The 20,407-nt window shown below is 73.5% G+C and carries 18 protein-coding genes; 8 read left to right on the plus strand and 10 right to left on the minus strand.

Annotated elements, in window-relative coordinates:
- Positions 1-95: 95 nt before the first annotated feature.
- Positions 96-734: a membrane protein YczE gene (gene yczE, locus FHX74_RS11465; RefSeq protein ID WP_220483769.1), complete on the plus strand. Its 639-nt coding sequence runs from the start codon at positions 96-98 to the stop codon at positions 732-734.
- Between the two features lie 45 nt (positions 735-779).
- Here the strand turns inward: yczE and FHX74_RS11470 are convergent, their stop codons facing one another.
- From FHX74_RS11470 to FHX74_RS11480, 3 genes are all read right to left on the minus strand, one after another.
- Positions 780-1,052, minus strand: a complete 273-nt coding sequence (locus tag FHX74_RS11470) for a hypothetical protein (RefSeq protein ID WP_182560232.1) — start codon at positions 1,050-1,052, stop codon at positions 780-782.
- A gap of 213 nt (positions 1,053-1,265) precedes the next feature.
- On the minus strand, positions 1,266-1,526 hold the full coding sequence (locus FHX74_RS11475; protein WP_182560234.1) for a DUF3072 domain-containing protein: 261 nt from the start codon (positions 1,524-1,526) through the stop codon (positions 1,266-1,268).
- 22 nt (positions 1,527-1,548) lie between these two features.
- Positions 1,549-2,100, minus strand: a complete 552-nt coding sequence (locus tag FHX74_RS11480; protein WP_328823773.1) for an NUDIX hydrolase — start codon at positions 2,098-2,100, stop codon at positions 1,549-1,551.
- 108 nt (positions 2,101-2,208) lie between these two features.
- On the opposite strand from FHX74_RS11480, the gene FHX74_RS11485 reads away from it, so the two are divergent.
- Positions 2,209-4,314 carry a HelD family protein gene (locus FHX74_RS11485; protein ID WP_328823774.1) on the plus strand — a complete coding sequence of 702 codons (2,106 nt, stop codon included), beginning with the start codon at positions 2,209-2,211 and terminating at the stop codon, positions 4,312-4,314.
- A 469-nt stretch (positions 4,315-4,783) separates the two neighbouring features.
- Here FHX74_RS11485 and FHX74_RS11490 read toward each other — a convergent pair whose 3' ends face one another.
- Positions 4,784-5,770, minus strand: coding sequence for a helix-turn-helix transcriptional regulator (locus FHX74_RS11490; protein WP_182560236.1), 987 nt, complete (start codon positions 5,768-5,770; stop codon positions 4,784-4,786).
- A gap of 110 nt (positions 5,771-5,880) precedes the next feature.
- Here FHX74_RS11490 and FHX74_RS11495 point away from each other — a divergent pair, with 110 nt between their 5' ends.
- On the plus strand, positions 5,881-7,266 hold the full coding sequence (locus FHX74_RS11495) for an MFS transporter (protein ID WP_182560238.1): 1,386 nt from the start codon (positions 5,881-5,883) through the stop codon (positions 7,264-7,266).
- A 475-nt stretch (positions 7,267-7,741) separates the two neighbouring features.
- Here the strand turns inward: FHX74_RS11495 and FHX74_RS11500 are convergent, their stop codons facing one another.
- From FHX74_RS11500 to groL, 5 genes are all read right to left on the minus strand, one after another.
- Positions 7,742-8,680 (minus strand): S66 peptidase family protein, encoded by a 939-nt coding sequence (locus FHX74_RS11500; protein WP_328823775.1) that lies wholly within the window; start codon positions 8,678-8,680, stop codon positions 7,742-7,744.
- Positions 8,677-8,946 carry a DUF4031 domain-containing protein gene (locus FHX74_RS11505; RefSeq protein ID WP_182560240.1) on the minus strand — a complete coding sequence of 90 codons (270 nt, stop codon included), beginning with the start codon at positions 8,944-8,946 and terminating at the stop codon, positions 8,677-8,679. Before FHX74_RS11505 ends, FHX74_RS11500 begins: the two co-directional genes overlap by 4 nt.
- A 19-nt stretch (positions 8,947-8,965) precedes the next feature.
- Positions 8,966-9,676 carry a copper homeostasis protein CutC gene (locus FHX74_RS11510; protein WP_182560242.1) on the minus strand — a complete coding sequence of 237 codons (711 nt, stop codon included), beginning with the start codon at positions 9,674-9,676 and terminating at the stop codon, positions 8,966-8,968.
- Entirely contained in the window at positions 9,673-10,842 is a 1,170-nt protein-coding gene (locus tag FHX74_RS11515; protein ID WP_328823776.1) for a dipeptidase, read from the minus strand. Before FHX74_RS11515 ends, FHX74_RS11510 begins: the two co-directional genes overlap by 4 nt.
- A gap of 244 nt (positions 10,843-11,086) precedes the next feature.
- Positions 11,087-12,706, minus strand: coding sequence for a chaperonin GroEL (gene groL, locus FHX74_RS11520; protein WP_182560243.1), 1,620 nt, complete (start codon positions 12,704-12,706; stop codon positions 11,087-11,089).
- A 281-nt stretch (positions 12,707-12,987) separates the two neighbouring features.
- Here groL and FHX74_RS11525 point away from each other — a divergent pair, with 281 nt between their 5' ends.
- From FHX74_RS11525 to FHX74_RS11535, 3 genes are all read left to right on the plus strand, one after another.
- A complete protein-coding gene (locus FHX74_RS11525) occupies positions 12,988-14,460 on the plus strand; it encodes an MDR family MFS transporter (protein WP_328823777.1) in 1,473 nt (490 codons plus the stop codon).
- Between the two features lie 219 nt (positions 14,461-14,679).
- On the plus strand, positions 14,680-15,969 hold the full coding sequence (locus FHX74_RS11530; protein WP_182560245.1) for a hypothetical protein: 1,290 nt from the start codon (positions 14,680-14,682) through the stop codon (positions 15,967-15,969).
- Positions 15,970-16,005: 36 nt separating this feature from the next.
- Positions 16,006-16,305 carry a hypothetical protein gene (locus FHX74_RS11535; RefSeq protein ID WP_182560247.1) on the plus strand — a complete coding sequence of 100 codons (300 nt, stop codon included), beginning with the start codon at positions 16,006-16,008 and terminating at the stop codon, positions 16,303-16,305.
- Positions 16,306-16,353: 48 nt separating this feature from the next.
- Here the strand turns inward: FHX74_RS11535 and FHX74_RS11540 are convergent, their stop codons facing one another.
- Entirely contained in the window at positions 16,354-17,112 is a 759-nt protein-coding gene (locus FHX74_RS11540) for an HAD-IIA family hydrolase (RefSeq protein WP_182560482.1), read from the minus strand.
- Between the two features lie 136 nt (positions 17,113-17,248).
- Between FHX74_RS11540 and FHX74_RS11545 the strand changes: the two genes are divergently transcribed.
- On the plus strand, positions 17,249-18,625 hold the full coding sequence (locus FHX74_RS11545; protein ID WP_182560248.1) for an FAD-binding oxidoreductase: 1,377 nt from the start codon (positions 17,249-17,251) through the stop codon (positions 18,623-18,625).
- Positions 18,622-20,145: a carboxylesterase/lipase family protein gene (locus FHX74_RS11550; protein WP_182560250.1), complete on the plus strand. Its 1,524-nt coding sequence runs from the start codon at positions 18,622-18,624 to the stop codon at positions 20,143-20,145. The genes FHX74_RS11545 and FHX74_RS11550 overlap by 4 nt, the downstream gene beginning before the upstream one ends.
- The last annotated feature ends 262 nt before the right edge of the window (positions 20,146-20,407 follow it).

The following is a 20,407-nucleotide window of genomic DNA, read 5'->3' on the forward strand; positions in this document are numbered from 1 at the left end:
ACCGCGCCGGGCGGTCCCTTCTCAGCCCGCTCTCGGGCTGGGACGCCGGATCCCTCGCCGCTGGCGCACAGTAGCGTCGAGGTCGTGAGGCACCGGTGACCGCGACCCCGCTGAGCCGGAGCCGGTGGTCCGACCGGCCGGTCGTCCGCAGCGTCCGGCTGCTCGCCGGGCTGGTGCTCTTCGGGCTCGGTCTGGCGCTGCTGGTCCGCGCGGGCCTCGGCCTCGACCCCTGGACCGTCTTCGCCTCCGGCGTCTCCCAACGGTTCCACCTCACCCTGGGCGAGGTGACCGTGATCAGCTCGGCCGGCGTGCTGCTGCTGTGGATCCCGCTCCGCCAGCGCCCGGGACTCGGGACCGTGGCCAACGCGCTGCTGGTCGGACCGGTCCTCGACCTCGGCGTCGCCCTGCTCCCCACGGCCGGCCCGTTGGCCCTGCAGATCGTCTATCTGGTGCTGGCACTGCTCTGCATCGCCGTCGGGACCGGTCTTTACGTCGGCGTCGGCTGGGGACCCGGCCCGCGCGACGGCCTGATGACCGGACTCCACCGGCTCGGCGTCCCGATCTACCTGGCCCGCATCCTCATCGAGGGCTCGGTGCTGCTGGTCGGCTGGCTCCTCGGCGGCACCGTCGGCGTCGCCACCGTGGTGTTCGCGCTCACCGTCGGCCCCCTGGTGGGCCGGGCGATGCCGCTGCTGGCCCTCGCCCCGAGCACCGCCGGACCCACCGCGCGCTGAGCGGACCGTTCGCCCCCGGGCACAGGGGTTGATCAAGCGGGGGCGTCAGTCGTCGATGGTGCGGCGGATCCGGTAGCCGAGGAAGCCGATGAAGCAGGCCGTCGAGGCGAGCAGCAGCGGCCAGACCAGCAGACCGAGCAGACCGGTCGGGACGTGCAACCCGGTCGAGTCGTACGCCACCCACCACAGGGCGATGTGGATCGCCCCGAAGACCAGCCAGCCGGCCAGCAGCAACCGCGAACGACGGCGCAACCGACGTCGCCGCAGCGCCTGGTGGAGCATCGGGTTGAGCAGCTCGGGCGCACTCAAGGTCGTCACGGCGGCCTCCTGGGGAAGACGAGCGAAGGACTACGGGGAAGACGGCCCGTCGCGCCGCGCGGCCGGGCCTGCGCTCATTGTCGGAGCCGAAGCTGGGACCGCCCTGGCAGCCGACCGTCGACGCGCCGGGGCCGCGACCCATTCGTGACCTCACCCGACCCGGCGCGCGCTCCCGCGTCGCCCGGCAGCGACCCGTGCCGACCCGGTGACCGGTCAGCTCGGCTCGACGCCCAGCTTCTGCTGCAGCCGCTCGATGTGCTCGGAGGCCTCCGCCTTGGTGAGATCGGCGCTGATCTGCTCGCCGGCCTGCCGGGCCAGGCTGTCCAGGTAGCTCTTCTGCGGTCCGGTGGCCGGCTGGTCGCCGGTCACCCACTGCTCCGGGTCACGCTGGGCGCCGCTCTCCGGCTCCGGCGCGCCGAGCACCTCCGGCTCCTGGGACTCGTCGCCGACGGACGCACGCGGTGATTCGCTCATGTGTTCGAAGCTACCACGCGGCTCAGACGGGCCGGGTGGACTCCCCCGTCTCGGTGCCGAGGTCGAGCGGCCACCGGTCGGGACGGTGCTCCAGACCGACCAGCTCGACCAGTCGGCTCGGCCAGATCCACTCGGCGGTACCGGTCAGCTCGGCCAGCGGCCACCAGCGGTGGTCGAGCATGGTGACCTTCTCCTCCTCGGTGAACGCCGACACGTCCACCTCGAACGGGTCGACCCGGGCCAGGTAGAAGCACTCCGCCTGCTCGAGCACCTGGTCGGAATAGCCGTGGACGGCCACCCGGCGGGCCACCGGCCCGATCAGCTCCTGCTCGGTGATCACCGCCCCGGTCTCCTCCGCGACCTCGCGGACCGCCGCCTGCGCCTCGGTCTCGCCGGGGTCGACGCCACCGCCCGGGGTGACCCACCACCGGTACTGGGGCAGGCCCGGATCGCTGTCACAGAACAGCAGGACGCGGTCGTCGGGGTCGAGCAGCACCACCCGCGCGGCGGTCCTGGTCCTGCGCGGCCGGTCGGCCGGGTCCTCGGGGATGGTGAAGCTGCGTTCCGGACTCACGGTGCACAGTCTGGCGGTCCGGAAAAGCCGTGGACGCGCAGGCGTCCGGCGGGTAACGTCTCCGCGCCCACACCACCTCGCGAACCGATCTCCATCGGAGGTTCCTGCGTGCCCGAGAGCGAGCCCGACCAACCCCGACCCGACCCGTCGCACCCACCCGACCCGGCGCTCGCGGCCGAGCAGCAGCACCTGGCCGACTCCCGCGCGGCCCTGGCCCGGATGCGCGCCCACACTGCCGGGCTGACCGCCGTCGGCGGCGACCGCGTCTCGACCGAGCACCTCAAGCAGGTGCTCTGGCGCCGGATGCAGGCGCTCGAGGACGACCCCACCGTGCCGCTCTTCTTCGGCCGGCTCGACTACGACCCCGCCCTCGGCGCCGAACGCGCGGAGCGGCTCTACATCGGACGACGACACGTCACCGGCGAGGCGGGCGGCGAACCGCTGGTGATCGACTGGCGCGCGCCGGTCTCGCTGCCGTTCTACCGCGCGACCGCGACCGAACCGATGACCGTCGCGCTGCGCCGCCGGTTCGGGTTCTCCACCGGCCGGCTGACCGCCTACGAGGACGAGGACCTGGCCCACGGCGAGGGCACCGCGCCGTCCGAGGGACCCGGCACCGCCTCGGAGATCCTCGCGGCCGAGATCGAGCGGCCTCGCACCGGCCCGATGCGCGACATCGTGGCCACCATCCAGCCCGAGCAGGACAGCATCGTCCGGGCCGACCTCGCCACCTCGATCTGCGTCCAGGGCGCGCCGGGCACCGGCAAGACCGCGGTCGGGCTGCACCGGGCCGCCTACCTGCTCTACGCCTACCGCGAGCAGCTGAGCCGGTCCGGGGTGCTGGTGGTCGGGCCGAACGACAGCTTCCTGTCCTACATCGGCGACGTGCTCCCCGCGCTGGGCGAGATCGACGCCACCCAGGCCACCGTGGCGTCCATGATCACCAAGGCGACCGGGGCGGAGGTCCGGGGTCTCGACGAGGTCGGCGCCGCGCTGGTCAAGGGTGACGCCCGGATGGCCGAGGTGATCCGCCGGGCGGTGTGGGACGGCGTCCGCGAACCGACCGAACCGCTGGTGGTGCCCCGCGGTGCGCACCAGTGGCGGGTGCCCACCTATCTGGCCGCCGAGATCGTCGCCGAGCTCCGCGGCCGCGGGATCCGCTACGCGGCCGCCCGCGACATGCTGCCCCAGCGGCTGGCCCACCAGGTGCTGCTGCGGATGGAGGCGGCCGGCGACTCCCCCGACGACCGGGTGCAGAACGCGGTGGCCCGCAGCAAGCCGGTGAAGAGCTGGGTCGACGCGGTCTGGCCGGCCCTCGACCCGGCGAAGGTGATCCTGCGGCTGCTCACCGAGCCCGCCTTCCTGGCCACCCACGCCGAGGGGGTGCTCGACCCCGACGAACAGCGGATGATCATGATGCGGAAGCCGGCGCGTTCGGCGCGGGCGGCGCGGTGGAGCCTGGCCGACGTGGTGCTGATCGACGAGGCCCTCGACCAGCTGCACCGGACGCCGAGCCTCGGTCACGTGATCCTCGACGAGGCGCAGGACCTGTCGGCCATGCAGCTCCGGGCGGTCGGCCGCCGGGCCAGCACCGGGTCGGTCACCGTGCTCGGCGACCTGGCGCAGGCGACCACGCCGTGGGCGACCCGGTCGTGGGCGGAGTCGCTGCAGCACCTCGGCCAGTCCGGTGCGCACGTCGAGGAGCTGGTCGCCGGGTTCCGGGTGCCCGCCGCGGTGATCGAGTTCGCGGCCCGGCTGCTGCCCACCATCGCACCGTCGCTGACCCCGCCGTACGCGATCCGGCGGAGCCGCGGCGACCTGGTGCTCCGCGAGGGCCGGCCGGAGGACGAGCTGGTCACCAGCGCCCGGCTGGCCCTGGACCGCGAGGGCAGCATCGGCGTGATCGTCCCGGACGCCCGGCTCGACTGGGCCCGCCGGGTGCTGGACGGGGCCGGGATCGGCTACGGCGTGCTCGGCGAGCAGACCGACCCGCTCGACGAGGAGGTGTTCCGCACCCGGCTCGACCTGGTGCCGGCCTCGATCGCCAAGGGTCTCGAGTTCGACCACGTGGTGGTGGTGGAACCGGCTGCCGTCGTGGCGGGCGAGGCGGACACGGTCACCGGTCTGCGGCGGCTCTACGTCTGTCTGACCCGCGCCGTCACCTCGCTGCAGGTGGTGCACCAGGAGCCGCTGCCCGTCCAGCTCGCCGCCTGACCCGCCGTTCCGCCGGCCGGCACCGACCGGGTCGCGGGAAGCGGAGGCGGGAAGAGGGGAGGAAACACGAGGACCGGCGATCGCGACTCCGGGGGATGGGAGACGTCAGCGCCGGTCCTCAGTGCTTGTGGGTCTTCGGTTGTGGGTGCTGCCGGGGCGTCGGAGGTGCGTCCGTCGCGGCGTCGGGGGCCACCGCGTCGACCTCACCGGGTGACGTCGTGTCGTGCGTGTCCTGCGGTGATCCTGTCCTCGGGAGCCGGCGTCGGGGGCCACCTGCTCCGGTCGGGTCCGGATCGTCGTCGGTCGTTCCTGATCGTGGTCCGGGGCGTCGGGGGCCACCTCGGGTTGCGGATCGATTCCTTCCGACACCCAGAACACTACGGACTCCGGTGCCGGTCTTCTCGGCGCTCGGTGCACACCTGGTCGGCAATCCGTGCAGTCCTCGATCCGGCCTCACGAGGCCGTGCGGTCAGGGCCTCCGCTCGGCCGCGCGGGCCATCCGGGCGGCCAGCCCGGCCAGGCTGTCGCGGAGCTCGGGCGGGTCTACCACGGTGAACTCGACGCCGGTGGAGGCCATCCAGACCGCGATCGCGGCGTGGCTCTCGGTCGCGGCCCGGAACTCGGTGGTGTCGGCGTCGACCGCGGTCAGCTCACCCCAGCCGGGGTCCATCCAGGCGGCCAGCCGGTCCCGGGGCGCGTGCAGCCGGATCACCACCGGATAGCGCCGGGTGAAGGCCTCGACCCGCTCGGTGACGAACCTCCCGGCGTCGCCACCGGGGACCGGTCGTGGCTCGAACCGCGGCCCGCCCGGCGTCCGCAGCAGCATCCGGTCGAGCCGGAAGCTCCGCCAGTCACGGCGGTCGAGGTCCCAGGCCACCAGGTACCAGCGTCCGGCGCGGTGCACCAGCTCGTGCGGCTCGACCCGGCGCGGCCGCTCCACCGGCGGCGTCGCCCCTCCGGCGGTCCAGGCCGGGCGGTCGTAGTCGAACCGCAGCCCCTCGTGGTCGCGGCACGCCTGGGCCACCGCGATCAGCAGCTCGGGCGGCACCCGCGGCCCACCGTCGGGCAGTACGGTCGAGACGCCCTGGACCGCCTCCACCCGGCGCCGCAACCGGGCCGGCAGCAGCGCGACGATCTTGGTGAGCGCCCGGAGCGCGACCTCCTCCATCCCGCCCAGCGCACCACTCGCGCCGGCGTGCAGGGCCACCGCGACGGCCACCGCCTCGTCGTCGTCGAGCAGCAACGGCGGCAGCTCGGCCCCGGGTCGCAGCCGGTAGCCGCCGGTCGCCCCGGGCCGGCCGTCGACCGGATAGCCGAGCTCGCGGAGCCGCTCGACGTCGGCGCGCACCGTCCGGGTGGACACCCCGAGCCGGACGGCCAGCTGCGGACCGGTCCAGTCCCGCGGGGTCTGCAGCAGCGAGAGCAGCCGCAGCAACCGGGCCGAGGTGGAGAGCACGGCCCCGAGTCTGCCGGAGAACGCGGAACCGCTCGTTCCGCATCACGCCGGGAGCGACGCGGGCGCCGGTACGCCGATGAGTTCCGGTCCCCCGCGGGGTCCCACCCGGCATGAGCGACGTGACCCAGGAGACCACGGCCGCCCGGTTCGGCACCGAGCTGCGCACCGCCGGCGGACGGGTGTTCCTGCACCTGCTGATCAGCACGCTGGTCGTCTCGGTGCTCAACTACACCGTCTGGTTCGCGGTCACCTTCTGGGTCTATCTCGAGACCCGGTCGGTGTTCGCCACCGGCATGATCGCCGGCATCTTCCTGGTCGCCACCGCGAGCACCGGGATCTGGTTCGGCAGTCTGGTCGACGCGCACCACAAGAAGACGATCATGCAGGTCTCCGCGCTGGTCTCCGGGGTCTTCTACGCCGTCGGGCTGACGCTCTCCCTCGTGCTGCCCGACGCCGCCTTCCGTGATCCCGCCAGCCCGTGGCTGTGGGTGTTCGTGGTGGTGTTGATGATCGGGGTGATCGCCGGCAACCTGCGGACGATCGCGCTGCCGACCCTGGTCACCTTGTTGATCACCCCGGCGCACCGCGACCGGGCCAACGGGCTGGTCGGCACCACCACCGGTGTCGCCTTCCTGCTCACCTCGGTGATCAGCGGCGTGCTGGTGGCCCGCAACGGGATGCTCGGGGTGCTGCTGCTGGCCCTCGGGCTGATCCTGCTGGCCCTGATCCACCTCGCGCCGGTGCGGGTCCCGGAGACCCGGGTGGTCCCCGCGGCCGGGAGCGAGGAGGCCGCCACCACCGGCCGGGTGGACCTGCGCGGCACCCTGCGGCTGATCCGCGGCGTCCCGGGGCTCGGAGCGTTGATCGTCTTCTCCTGCCTCAACAACTTCCTCGGCGGCGCCTTCATGGCGCTGATGGACGCCTACGGGCTGTCGCTGGTCCCGGTGCAGACCTGGGGGCTGCTCTGGGGCGTGCTCAGCACCGGCGTGATCATCGGTGGGCTCGCGGTGGCCCGCACCGGGCTGGGCACCAACCCGGTCCGGTTGCTGCTGGTGATCAACCTGGTGCTCTGGACGGTCACCATGGCCTTCCCGCTGCGGTCGTCGGTGGTGCTGCTGGCCGCCGGGATGTACGTCTACATGCTGCTGATCCCCTATGCGGAGGCGGCCGAGCAGACGATCCTGCAGAAGGTCGTCCCCTACCAGCGCCAGGGCCGGGTGTTCGGCTTCGCGCAGAGCGTGGAGCAGGCTGCCTCGCCGATCACTGCGTTCCTGATCGGCCCGCTGACCCAGTTCGCGTTCATCCCGTTCATGACCGACGGCTGGGGCGCGCGGACGTTCGGCGGCTGGTTCGGGACCGGGGCGGACCGCGGGATCGCGTTGGTGTTCGTGCTCACCGGCGTGGTCGGCGCGGTGCTGACCCTGGCCGCGCTGGGCAGCCGCTACTACCGGCAGCTCGCCCACCGTTACCGGGAGCCGGCCGGGGCGACGGGCTGAACGACGGGCTGGGCGACGGGCTGAACGGCGGGCTGGACGACGGCCACGACAGCAGAGGACCGGCACTCGCGACTCCGTGGGGGAAGGGAGACGTCAACGCCGGTCCTCGTGCTGTGCTGCGTGTGCGGCCGGGCGCTGGGCCAGGCGTTGTGGGTGCTGCGGGGCGTCGGTGGTGAGGGGCGTCGCGGCGTCGGGGGCCACCGCTCCGACCTCACCGGGGTGACGTCGTGGTCGTGCTCGCGGGTCGTGCTGTCCGGATCTGATTCCGCGGTCGGCGTCGGGGGCCACCGGCCGCGGTCTGTTCCGGTCCGTCGGCTCGCGGTGCGGGAGCCGGTCGGTGTCGGGGGCCACCGGGCGGTTCCTGCTGCGTGCTGACAACCAGAACGTTACCGACGCCGCCGCGGGCGGCGCTCGGCGTTGGCTGCACACCTGATCGGCAATCCGTGCAGACCCCCGGGTGCGGCCGCGGCACCGGTCAGCAGGCCCGCAGCACCGCCGTCCCGGAGCCGACCCCGAGCCGGACGGCGGCGCCGAGCGGGACGGCGAGGTTGGTGTCCGCGTGGCCGACCGGGGCGGACCGCAGCACCGGCACGCCGAGGTCGCCGAGCCGTTCGGCGAGCACGGCCTCGACCACCGACGCGTCGTCGACCAGGGTGAAGTCGCCGAGCACGACCCCGGTGACCTGCTCGAACCATCCGCTGCGCCGCAGCTGGGTCAGCTGGCGGTCGAGCCGGTAGCTCTCCTCGTCGACGTCCTCGAGGAGCACCACGCTGGGCACCGCCGGGGGCGGCTCGATCCCGACGTCGGAGGCGATCAGGCTGAGGTTGCCCCCGATCAGCCGGCCGGTGGCGGTGCCCCGGGCGCTTCCGTCGGCCAGCGGCCGGCCGTCGAGCAGCGTCGTCCCCGGACCGGCGCCGTCGACCAGCAGCGCCCGGACCCGGTCGGCGTTGACCGCCCGGTCGAGCTGTCGGCTGGTCGCGGTCGGGGCGTGCAGGGTGACCTGGCCGAGCGCCGCGCCGATCCGCGCGTGCAGCGCGGTGATGTCGGAGAAGCCGAGCAGGTGCTTGGGCCCGGCTGCGCGGAGCGCGTCGAGGTCGAGCAGGTCGATCATGCGCTGCGCGCCGTAGCCGCCGCGGACGGCCCAGACGGCGGCGACGTCCGGGTCGGTCCAGGCGGCCTGCAGATCGGCCGCACGGTCGGCGTCGGTCCCGGCCAGATAGCGCAGGCCCGGGTGCCGGTCGACGACGTGCGCGCCGCGGCGGACCCGGAACCCCCACCGGTGCAGCAACGCCTCGGCGGCGTCGACCGCCTCGACCGCGGACGGGCCGCTGGGCGAGACCAGGGCCACCGTGTCGCCCGGCACCAGGTGTCGCGGCCAGCGACGGCCGAGCGGTTCGTCCACCTCGACGATCACCGCGCCAGCCGGGACCGCTTGGGGCGCCGCAGCCCGGCCGCCCGGAGCGCGGCGACCAGCTCGCGCGAGCGGACCACCCGGGCGCCGGCCGCGACGCAGACCGCGAACCGGTCGGCGACCACGTCGTAGTGATCACGGTCGAACGCCCGCCGCGGGATCCCCACCCGGTTTGCGAAGTCGTGCAGCTCGTCGACCGAGGTGTCGCTGACCAAGTGGGACCAGAGCCGGCCGTGGCCCGGCCAGTTCGGCTCGTCGATCAAGATCATCGGGTCGGGTGGTCGGCGGTCAGGCGGTCGGCTCGGGCGGCACCGAGTCGTTGACCAGCTTGCGCCAGCTGCGCACCAGCCCGGCGTCGACGTAGGCCTTCCAGCTGCGGTCCGGACGCACCGAACGCCCCAGGTGGTAGGCGCGGACGCCGGCCCGGGCCAGCCAGGGGACGTGCTCGGGCGACAGCCCGCCACCGGCCATGATCATCCGCCGGGCGAACGGGTCGGCGGTCGCCCGGGCCACCAGGTCGTCGAGGCCCTCGGTCACCGAGCGGGCCGACCCGGCGGTCAGCACCTGGTCGAGCCCGGGCAGCTGCGGCAGCGTCCGCCAGGCCCGGTCGGTGGAGATACAGGAGTCGATCGCCCGGTGGAAGGTCCAGCCGTGGCCGGGCTGCTCGCCGACGATCGAGAGCACCACGTCGACGTCGATCTCGGTGTGGGCGTTGAGGAACCCGAGCACGAGGCCGTCGGCGCCGAGCATCAGGTACTCCTCGGCCAGCCCGCGGAGCCGGACCACCTCGCCGCCGTCGGTCCCGAACCCGTCGCGCAGCCGCACCATCACCCGGATCGGCAGGGTGGTGGCCCGCCGGACCTGGCCGACCAGCGCCGGCTCGGGCGACAGCCCGTCGTAGTCCATGCTGCCGACCAGCTCGATCCGGTCGGCCCCGCCCTCCTGGGCCCGTTCGGCGTCGGCCGGGTGCCGGGCGATCACCTCGAGCAGCCCGTTCACGCGTGCACCACCGTCCGGGCGGGAGCGGCCGGCGTCGCCGGTCTCGTCCGGCGGAGCTCGACCGCCCGCTCCTCCACCGCGGCGAAGGTCCGGCAGACGTTGCCGTGGGCGAGCTTGGTCAGGTCGTCCTGGCTCCAGCCGCGGTCGGCCAGCGCGGCGAACAGTCGCGGGTAGGCGGCGACGTCGTCGAGCCCGTCGGGCAGGTCGCGGACGCCGTCGAAGTCGCCCCCCAGCCCCAGGTGGTCGATCCCGGCGACCTCGCGAGCGTGCTCGAGGTGCGCGACCACGTCGTCCAGACCGGCGCGCGGCTCGGGCTGCGGGTAGCGCGCGGTGAAGGCGGCCATCGCGTCGAGGTCGCGGACGTCGACCCCGGCGGCGGCCGCCGTCTCCTGCACCCCCAGCTGCCAGCCGCGGACCCGCGGGCTGACGAAGCTGGGCACGAAGGTGATCATGCAGATCCCGCCGTTGCCGGGGAGCTGCTCGAGGACGTCGTCGGGGACGTTGCGCGGGTGCTCGCAGACGGCCCGGGTCGAGGAGTGGCTGAAGATCACCGGCGCCTCGGTGCAGTCGAGGACGTCGCGCATGGTGGTCGCCGCGACGTGCGACAGGTCGACCATCATCCCCAACCGGTTCATCTCGGCGACCACGGCACGACCGAAGTCGCCGAGCCCGCCGACCGCCGGCTCGTCGGTCGCCGAGTCGGCCCAGGCGGTGTTCTCGTTGTGGGTCAGGGTGAGGTAGCGGACGCCGAGCCGGTAGTAGTCGCGCAGCACGCCGAGCGAGTCGTCGATGCTGTGCCCGCCCTCGGCGCCGAGCAGCGAGGCGATCGGCCGGCGGCCGTCCGGTCGCCGGTCGGCGAGGCTGCGGGCCAGCCCCTCCGCGCTGGTCACCAGCACCAGGTCGTCCGGATAGCGCTCGACCATCGCGTGCACGGCGTCGATCTGCTCGAGGGTGGCGGTCACGGCCTCGGCCCCGGTGTAGCGACAGGGGACGAAGACCGACCAGAACTGCCCGCCGACGCCGCCGGCTCGCAGCCGGGGCAGGTCGGTGTGCAGCTCGGGACGGTGGACGGCGATGTCGCGGGCGTCGAAGTCGTAGCCGACGCCGCGCATCGCCCACGGCAGGTCGTTGTGCCCGTCGACCACCGCCGGGACCGGCCGGGTCACGCCGTCGGTCCCGTCACGTTGCGCCCTGTCACGCGGCACATCCTGTCACCGCCCCGACCGGCGCGCCGGAGCCACACCGACTGGCCTAGGCCACCCCCGCCCGGACGTCCGGGTCGGGCGGCCGCCACCCGCCGCGCCCAGGCACACCCCGGAACGCCGCGAGGCGGCCCCGGTGTCCCGGGACCGCCTCGTGGTCGTCGTACTGGATCCGGCTCGCGAGCCGGGTCGTGCGGGGTGCCTGGACTCAGAAGTCCATGCCGCCCATGCCGCCGTCGCCACCCGGAGCCGGCGCAGCCTTCTCCGGCTTGTCGGCGATGACCGCCTCGGTGGTGAGGAACAGCGCGGCGATCGACGCGGCGTTCTGCAGCGCCGAGCGGGTCACCTTCACCGGGTCGTTGATCCCGGTGGCCAGCATGTCGACGTACTCACCGGTGGCCGCGTTGAGGCCCTGGCCGGCGGGCAGGTTCGACACCTTCTCCGCCACGACGCCGCCCTCGAGGCCGGCGTTGGTGGCGATCTGCTTCAGCGGCGCCGCGCAGGCGTTGATGACGATCTGCGCGCCGGTCGCCTCCTCGCCGGTCAGGTCGAGGCTGATGGTCTTGGCCGCCTGGACGAGCGCCACGCCGCCGCCGGCGACGATGCCCTCCTCGACCGCAGCCTTGGCGTTGCGGACGGCGTCCTCGATCCGGTGCTTGCGCTCCTTGAGCTCGACCTCGGTGGCCGCGCCGACCTTGATCACCGCGACGCCGCCGGCCAGCTTGGCCAGCCGCTCCTGCAGCTTCTCGCGGTCGTAGTCGGAGTCGGAGTTCTCGATCTCGGTGCGGATCTGGGCGACCCGGCCGGCGATCTGGTCGGCGTCACCGGCGCCGTCGACGATGGTGGTCTCGTCCTTGGTCACCTGGATCTGCCGGGCCTGCCCGAGCAGGGTGAGGTCGACCGAGTCGAGCTTGAGCCCGACCTCCTCGGAGACGACCTGGCCACCGGTGAGGATGGCGATGTCGCCGAGCATGGCCTTGCGACGGTCACCGAAGCCCGGGGCCTTGACCGCGACGGACTTGAAGGTGCCGCGGATCTTGTTGACGATCAGCGCGGCCAGCGCCTCGCCCTCGACGTCCTCGGCGATCACGGCGAGCGGCTTGCCGCTCTGCATGACCTTCTCGAGCAGCGGGAGCAGGTCCTTGAGGGCGCTGATCTTGGAGTTGACGATCAGCACGTAGGGATCGTCGAGGACGGTCTCCATCCGCTCCGTGTCGGTCACGAAGTACGGCGAGATGTAGCCCTTGTCGAACCGCATGCCCTCGGTCAGCTCGAGCTCGAGCCCGAAGGTGTTGGACTCGTCGACGGTGATGACACCTTCCTTGCCGACCTTGTCCATCGCCTCGGCGATGATCTCGCCGACGGAGGTGTCGCCCGCGGAGATCGACGCGGTGGCGGCGATCTGCTCCTTGGTCTCGACCTCGGTGGCGCTGGCGATCAGTTTGTCGCTGATCGCGGCCACGGCCTTCTCGATGCCGCGCTTCAGGCCCATCGGGTTCGCCCCGGCGGCCACGTTGCGCAGGCCCTCGCGGACCAGCGCCTGGGCCAGCACGGTGGCGGTGGTGGTGCCGTCGCCCGCGACGTCGTCGGTCTTCTTGGCGACCTCCTTGACGAGCTCGGCGCCGATCTTCTCGTACGGCTCCTCGAGCTCGATCTCCTTGGCGATGGAGACGCCGTCGTTGGTGATGGTGGGGGCGCCCCACTTCTTCTCGAGCACGACGTTGCGGCCCTTCGGGCCGAGGGTCACCTTGACCGCGTCGGCGAGCTGGTTCATGCCCCGCTCGAGGCCGCGCCGTGCCTCGGTGTTGAATTCAATGAGTTTCGGCATTGTGCTCCGCGAGTCCTCCCGCGTCGGTCGGCGGCATCGAGCCGCCGTTGGCTTGGTCAGGTGCAGCGCCACCCCGACGGTGCCCGCGACGGACGATGCCGGGCCCGTGGGCCCGGCGCTCTCACCGGTGGGTGGTGGCACTCGGGCAGCCCGAGTGCTAAGTCAGTTTTAGCACTCGACCCCACCGAGTGCAAAGGGGGGACGGGCTGCGAGCGGCGGTCGGACCGCGCCCGGAAGCACAGCCCGGGAATATTGTCGGCTCCGGGTGGTTGGCTCAGTCCGTGGCCCAGCAGCAGGTGACCCCGGCGAAGGTCAGCCGACGCGACGTCGGCTTGCGCTCCGAGCGGGGGCCGGTGCTGCTCTCGGTGATGATGAGCGTGGCCCTGGTGGCCATAGACGCGACCATCCTCTCCACGGCGGTCCCCTCGATCGTCCGCCAGCTCGGCGGCTTCGCCCAGTTCCCCTGGTTGTTCTCGGTCTACCTGCTGGCCCAGGCCGTCTCGGTGCCGATCTACGGCAAGCTCAGCGACCAGTTCGGCCGCAAGCCGATCATGCTGATCGGTGTCGGGCTGTTCGTGCTCGGTTCGGTGCTCTGCGGGGTGGCCTGGAACATGGGCGCGCTGATCGCCTTCCGCGCCGTGCAGGGCCTGGGGGCCGGCGCGGTCCAGCCGATCAGCATGACGATCATCGGCGACCTCTACTCGGTGGCCGAGCGAGCCACCGTCCAGGGTTACGTGGCCAGCGTCTGGGGCGTCGCCTCGGTGATCGGCCCGACCCTCGGTGGCGTGTTCAGCGACTTCCTCAGCTGGCGCTGGATCTTCTTCGTCAACGTCCCGGTCGGCGCGGTCGCGGCCTGGCTGCTCGCCCGCCGCTTCCGCGAGGAGGTGACCCCGAGCAAGCACCGGATCGACTTCGCCGGCTCCGCCCTGCTCACCGTCGGGGCCAGCCTGCTGATCCTCGGCCTGCTCGAGGGCGGCGTGGTCTGGAGCTGGACGTCGCCGGTCAGCATCGCGGTCTTCGCGGTCGGTGTGGTGCTGCTGGTCGGCTTCGGACTCAACGAGCGCCGTGCCGCCGAGCCGATCCTGCCGGGCTGGGTGTTCCGCCGACGGATCCTCAACGGCACCAACCTGACCAGCCTGACCGTCGGCATGCTGCTGATCGGTCTGACCTCCTACATCCCGCTGTTCGTGCAGAACGTGCTGGGCGCCAACGCGCTGATCGCCGGCTTCGCGGTGGCCGCGCTCAGCCTCGGCTGGCCGATCGCCGCCTCGCAGGCCGGTCGGCTGTATCTGCGGATCGGCTTCCGCAACACCGCGCTGATCGGGTCGGTGCTGGTGGTGGTCGGCACCGCGCTGCTGTTGCTGCTCGACCGGACCAGCTCGGTGTTCCAGGTCGGCGCCACCTGCTTCGTGATCGGACTCGGCATGGGGCTGGTGGCCAGCCCCACCCTGGTCGCCGCCCAGTCCACCGTCGACTGGCGCAGTCGCGGCGTGGTGACCGGGACCAACATGTTCGCCCGGTCGATGGGCAGCGCTGTCGGCATCGCCGTGTTCGGCGCGATCGCCAACGCCACCATCGCCCGGGCCGGGGGCAGCGGGACGGTGGTCGCGCACTCCGGGTCGGCGACCGGCGTCCCGGTGGCGGCGCTCGAGAGCGCGGTGCACGACGTCTACGTCGGCAGTGCCGTGATCGCGGTGCTGATGGTGGTGGCCGTGCTGCTGGTGCCTCGGCACGTCGGTGACGAGCAGCGCTGAGCAGCGCCGAGCGGCCACCGAGCCTCCGAGCGGCACTGAACACCGCCGGTCGGCGTCGGATCGTGCCCGGGGCCTGCACGCCGGTTCTAGATTGACCGGGTGCGCACCCGGCGCCGGCCCGTCGTCGAGCCGGTCGTTCTCCGGTCCCGGCGTCTCTCCCCGTCGGCGGGACGAGCGGGTGGCCTGCGCACGCTCCTCGGCGCCCCTGTCGCGCTGCTGGTGAGTCTGGTGGTGGCGCTGCTGCCCGCGGGCTGCAGCTGGTCGAGCCAGGAGCCCGGGCTGTTCCGCACCCCGGCGCCCGGACCCATCGACCCGACCCCGACGCCGACCGCGGTCTGGACGCCGAGCGACAACCCGCGGTTGCCCGTCCTCGGCGCGTGGGTCTGGGCCAGCGCCGACGGGACGGGGACCCGCTACCGGATCGCCGTCCACGCCGTCCGCCGGGTGGTCGCCGCCACCGTCCTCGACTGGTCGGTCACCCCGCTGACCGGACCCGGCGACCGCGTCGGCGCCGTGCTGCCCGACGTCCCCGACCTCGGCCTGACCCGGTTCAGCGAGGGCAACCTCAACGTGGTGCTGCTCGACCGAAGCCACGACGCCGCGCTCCGCCCGCTCACCGCCGTCGGCCAGGGCAGCCAGCAGCACTGTCTGTGCACGCCACCGTGGGTGGTGCAGCGGGTGCTCCGGTTCGGGGTGACCACGCTGCTCCAGGCCGCTTTCCCGGCGCTGCCCCGCGGCGTCGACCGGGTCGACGTCGACATCACCACGCTGCCGGTGTTCCCCGACGTCCCGGTCACCCCCGAGGGCGAGGCGCCGTTCGGGACCGACGCCACGGCCGCGGCCGCACTGGCCCGACCGGGCACCCCCGCCGGACCGGTGGTCCGCACCCCCGACTTCGCCTACCCCTCCCCACCGGGCCAACGGCTCCGGCTCGGTGTGGTGTCGGTCCTCGCCGGCCCGGGCACCACCTCGGTCTCGTGGACGATCGAGAGCCGCAGCGACGGGAACGAGATCACCGGGATCACGGTGCCGCCGCTGGTGGCGACCGACCACGACCAGCGCTACGGCTACGCCGGTGGGTACGCCAGCGCCCCGTCGGTGGTCGCCGTCGACGGCCGCCGGCGCTCGCCGCTGGTCGCCCGGAGCCTGACCACCGACCTGTCCGGACTCCACCAGCAGGAGTGCCTGTGCACCGACCTGCGGCTGTGGACCAAGGGGCTGGTCCGGGCCGGCACGACCGCGACGGTGGTGACCGACCTGCCGGCGCTGCCCCGCGGCGCCCGCACCGTCGACATCGCCTTCCCGGGCCTGCCGGTGCTCCGCGACATCCCGGTGCACCGGATCACCGCGCCGACGGTCGCGGCGGTCACAGAGCCCGCACCGGTACGCACCTGGACCTTCCGGATGGAGGATCCGCAGGCCGGCTGGCCGGTCGACCAGTGGCCGACACCGGTGCCCAACCCGCGCCAGCTGGGTGGTTACCAGGCCACCGTGGACCGGCTTCGCTGACCCGGACGTCTTGACGTCCCGCCGTACCCTGTGGACATGAGGACGAGGACGCCGGTGATCGGCGCGGTGGCGGTGCTGGTCGCGGCTGGGCTGCTGGCTGCCTGCTCCGGGCCGGCCAGCCCGAGCGCGGGCGAGCCCCGGTCCTCCGAGAAGAGCAGCACCACCCCGGCCGGGAAGACGCCGTCGCAGCAGCCGGGCGCACCGCGCACCGGCAAGCCCGCCGACGACCGGATCCGTGAGGCCCGCTCGGACACCCAGCCCACCGGAGGCTTCACCATCCGGCACCTCGAGGACGGCAAGATCAAGCAGATCGACGTCCCCGACTTCAAGCACTGACCAGCACGGCGCCCTTCGACGTGCTCAGGACGGCGCCCTTCGGCAGGCTCAGGACGGCGCCCAGCGCTCGACCAGGTCGACCAGGTCGGCCACCGAGTCGACGATCTGGCTGGGGCGGTAGGGGAACCGGCTGATCCGCTCCACCGAGGTCGACCCGGTCAGCACCAGGAACGTCCGCAGCCCCGCTTCGATCCCGGCGATCACGTCGGTGTCCATCCGGTCCCCCACCATCACCGTGGTCTCGGAGTGCGCGTGGATCCGGTTGAGCGCCGATCGCATCATCAGCGGGTTCGGCTTGCCGACGTAGTAGGGCTCGAGCCCGGTGGCCCGGGTGATCAGCGCGGCCACCGACCCGGTGGCCGGCAGCGACCCCTCGGCCGACGGGCCGGTCGCGTCGGGGTTGGTGGCGATGAACCGCGAACCGCGCTCGAGGTAGCGGATCGCCTTGGTGATGGCCTCGAAGGAGTAGGTGCGGGTCTCGCCGAGCACCACGTAGTCGGGGTCGGTCTCGGTCATCACGAACCCCGCCTCGTGCAGCGCGGTGGTCAGTCCGGTCTCGCCGATCACGTACACCGAGGCGCCGGGGCTCTGCTCGGCCAGGAACTGCGCGGTGGCCAGCGCGGACGTCCAGATGCAGTCCTCCGGGACGTCGATCCCGCTGGCCAGCAGCCGGGCGCGCAGGTCGCGCGCGGTGAAGATCGAGTTGTTGGTCAGCACCAGGAACCGGAGCCCCGAGCGCTGCAGAGCGGCGATGAACTCGGCCGCCCCGGGGATGGCGCGCTGCTCGTGGACCAGCACCCCGTCCATGTCGGTGAGCCAGCAGGCGACGGGCCGGTGCTCGCTGCTGATCGGCTCGTCGTCCTGGTTCGCACCCGTGTCGCTCACACCGGCACGGTAGCGACCCGCGCCGACCGGGTGGTCCCCGCCGGGGCACACTGACCCGGTGAGCGCCACCGTCGTCGACGACCTGCGCCGGGTGCTCCCGGCCGAGGTGCTGGTCACCGACCCCGACGTGATCGCCGGCTACAGCCACGACGACGCCGAGTGGGCACCCTGGCAGCCGGCGGCCGCGGTGGTGCGGCCGCGCGACGCCGCGCAGGTGCAGGCGGTGGTCCGGGCGTGCCTGGCCACCGGGACGCCGGTGGTCCCGCGCGGGGCGGGCACCGGGCTGTCCGGTGCCGCGAACGCGACCGCAGGCAGCGTGGTCGTCGCCTTCGACGCGATGGACGCCATCCTCCGGATCGACCCGGCCGAGCGGCTCGCCGTCGTCCAGCCCGGCGTGGTCAACGACCGGCTGCGGGCCGCGTGCGCCGAGCAGGGCCTCTGGTATCCCCCGGACCCGGCGAGCTCGCCCTGGTCGACGATCGGCGGCAACGTGGCCACCAACGCCGGCGGCGTCTGCTGCGTGAAGTACGGCGTCACCCGCGACTACGTGCTCGCCCTCGAGCTGGTCAACGGTCTCGGCGAGCTGGTCCGGGTGGGCCGGACCACCGCGAAGGGGGTCGCCGGCTACGACCTGTGCTCGCTGCTGGTGGGCGCCGAGGGCACCCTCGGCGTGGTCACCGAGGTCACCGTCCGGCTCCGGCCGGCGCGGGCGCCCGAGCACACCGTGGTCGGCTACTTCGACTCGGTGACCGCGGCCGGGGCTGCGGTGGCCGAGGTCGGCCGGGCCGGTGTCACCCCGTCCGCGCTCGAGCTGGTCGACCGCCGCTGCCTGGAGGCCGTCGACGCCTGGAAGAACATGGGTCTGACCGCCGAGGCCGAGGTGCTGCTGCTGGGCCGGGTGGACGCCCCGGGCGCCGCGGGCGAGGCCGAGGCGGACGCACTGGTCGGCTGCTTCGAGCGCGGCGGCGCGAGCTGGGCGGCACGGTCGGCCGACGCCGAGGAGGCGGACGCCCTGTTCGCGGCCCGACGGTTGGCCTACCCGGCGCTCGAACGCCTCGGCCCGGTGCTCACCGAGGACGTCTGCGTCCCGGTGGGCGCGGTGCCCGAGATGCTGACCCGGATCACCGCGATCGCGGCCCGGCACCACACCGTGGTGGCCAACATCGCCCACGCCGGTGACGGCAACCTGCACCCGTTGTTGATCACGCCCGCCGGTGACGAGGCCGCCCGGAACCGGGCGCAGGCGGCGTTCGCCGAGATCATCGACGGCTGTCTCGAGCTCGGCGGCACGGTGAGCGGCGAGCACGGCGTCGGCCTGCTCAAGCTGCCCGGGCTGGCGCGCGAGCAGAGCCCCGCGGTGCAGGCGATGCAGCGGGCGGTCAAGCAGGCGCTGGATCCGCACGGGATCCTCAACCCGGGGAAGGCGATCGTGTGAGCGGACGGCAGACGGCGGCGGGCGACCCGACGGTCGAGCTCGACGAGGGGGTGCTGACCGGACGCCGGATCGAGACCCCGGACGGCGACGAGCCGCTTGCGTTCTTCGGCGGCATCCCGTACGCGGCCCCGCCGGTGGGCGCCCTGCGGTTCGCGCACCCGGCGCCGCCGACCTGGTCGGGTCCGCGGGACGCCCGGGCGTTCGGACCGAGCGCGCCGCAGTTCCGGGTGGACGGGGCGCCGTTCGACCTGCGGTGCATCGGCGCGCCCGCCGAACCGGTCGGCGAGGACTACCTCGCCCTCAACGTCTGGACCCCGTTCGCGGCGCTCGACGGCGGTGAGCCCCGGCCGGTGATCGTCTACGTCCACGGCGGGGCGTTCACCGGCGGGTCCGGCTCGGCGCCCGCCTACGACGCGCAGGCCTTCGCCCGGTCCGGGCTGGTCGCCGTCACGATCAACTACCGGCTCGGGGTGCCCGGGTTCGCCCACCTGCCCGGGGCACCGGACAACCGCGGGTTGCTCGACCAGCTGGCGGCGCTGCGCTGGGTGCGCGAGCACGCCGCCGCGTTCGGCGGCGACCCGGAGCGGGTGACGATCTTCGGTGAGTCGGCCGGGTCGATCAGCGTCTGCGCCCTCGCCGCGGCCGCCCCGCCGGGACTGTTCGGCCGGGTGATCAGCCAGAGCGGCGGCAGCCACGGGCTGAGCGTCGAGCAGGCCGCCGTCGCGTCGCGACTGGTGGCCGAGCGGCTCGGCGCGGAGCCGACCGTGACCGGGTTCGCCGCGGTGTCCGACGACGTGCTGGCCGCGACGCTGACCCAGTGCGTGCTGGCCGGGATCGACCTCGCGGTCGGTGGCGCGACCGACCCGACCATGCGGTTGTCGCCCTTCGGTCCGGTGATCGACGACGAGCTGCTGACCGACACCCCGGCGGCGATGATCACAGCCGGGTCCGGCCCCGACGTCGACCTGCTGGTGGGCAGCAACACCGAGGAGCTCAACCTCTACACGGTGCTGCTCGGCGCCGGCGTGCCCGACGACGCCGCGCTCCGCGCGGTGGTGGCCCGGCTGCACCCGGAGCCCGACGCGCTGATCGCCGGCTACCGCGAGGCCGGTCGGGCGAGCACGCCGAACGAGCTGTTCGCCGCCATCGGCACCGACCGGGTCTTCGCCGTCCCGACTCTGCGGATGGCCGAGGCCCAGCTGGCCCGCGCCGGCCGGGTCTGGTGGTACGAGTTCGGCTGGCGCTCACCCGCCCGCGGCGGCGCGCTCGGGGCCTGCCACGGCATCGAGCTGCCGTTCGTCTTCGACGGCGTCGGCCGGGTCGACTACGGCGACCTCGGCGTCCGCGACGACACACCGACCCGCGCGCTGGCCGCCGACGTCCATGCCCGCTGGGTCGGGTTCGCCCGGGACGGCGACCCCGGCTGGCCCGCCTCCACCGACCTCGCCGGCCCGCAGCCGCTCGGGGTCGACGCCGTGGCCGACCACCCCGAACGCGACCTCTGGACCGGCGTCATCTGACCGCTGGGTCCGCGCCCTGAGTCAAGCCCCGTGCCCTGAGCCTGTCGAAGGGCCTCCGGCGCGAAGGAGCGCGCTTCGACAAGCTCAGCGCACGTGCTCCCACGCGCCCTGACCCCCTCCCGCGCCCTGAGCCTGTCGAAGGGCCTCTGGTGCGAAGGAGGAGCGCTTCGACAAGCTCAGCGCACGTGCTCCCACGGTGCGCTGAGCCAACCCTCCCGTGCCCTGAGTTTGTCGAAGGGCCTCTGGTGCGAAGGAACGCGCT

The sequence above is a fragment of the Microlunatus kandeliicorticis genome, from assembly GCF_014137855.1.
In the GTDB taxonomy this organism is placed as follows: domain Bacteria; phylum Actinomycetota; class Actinomycetes; order Propionibacteriales; family Propionibacteriaceae; genus Microlunatus; species Microlunatus kandeliicorticis.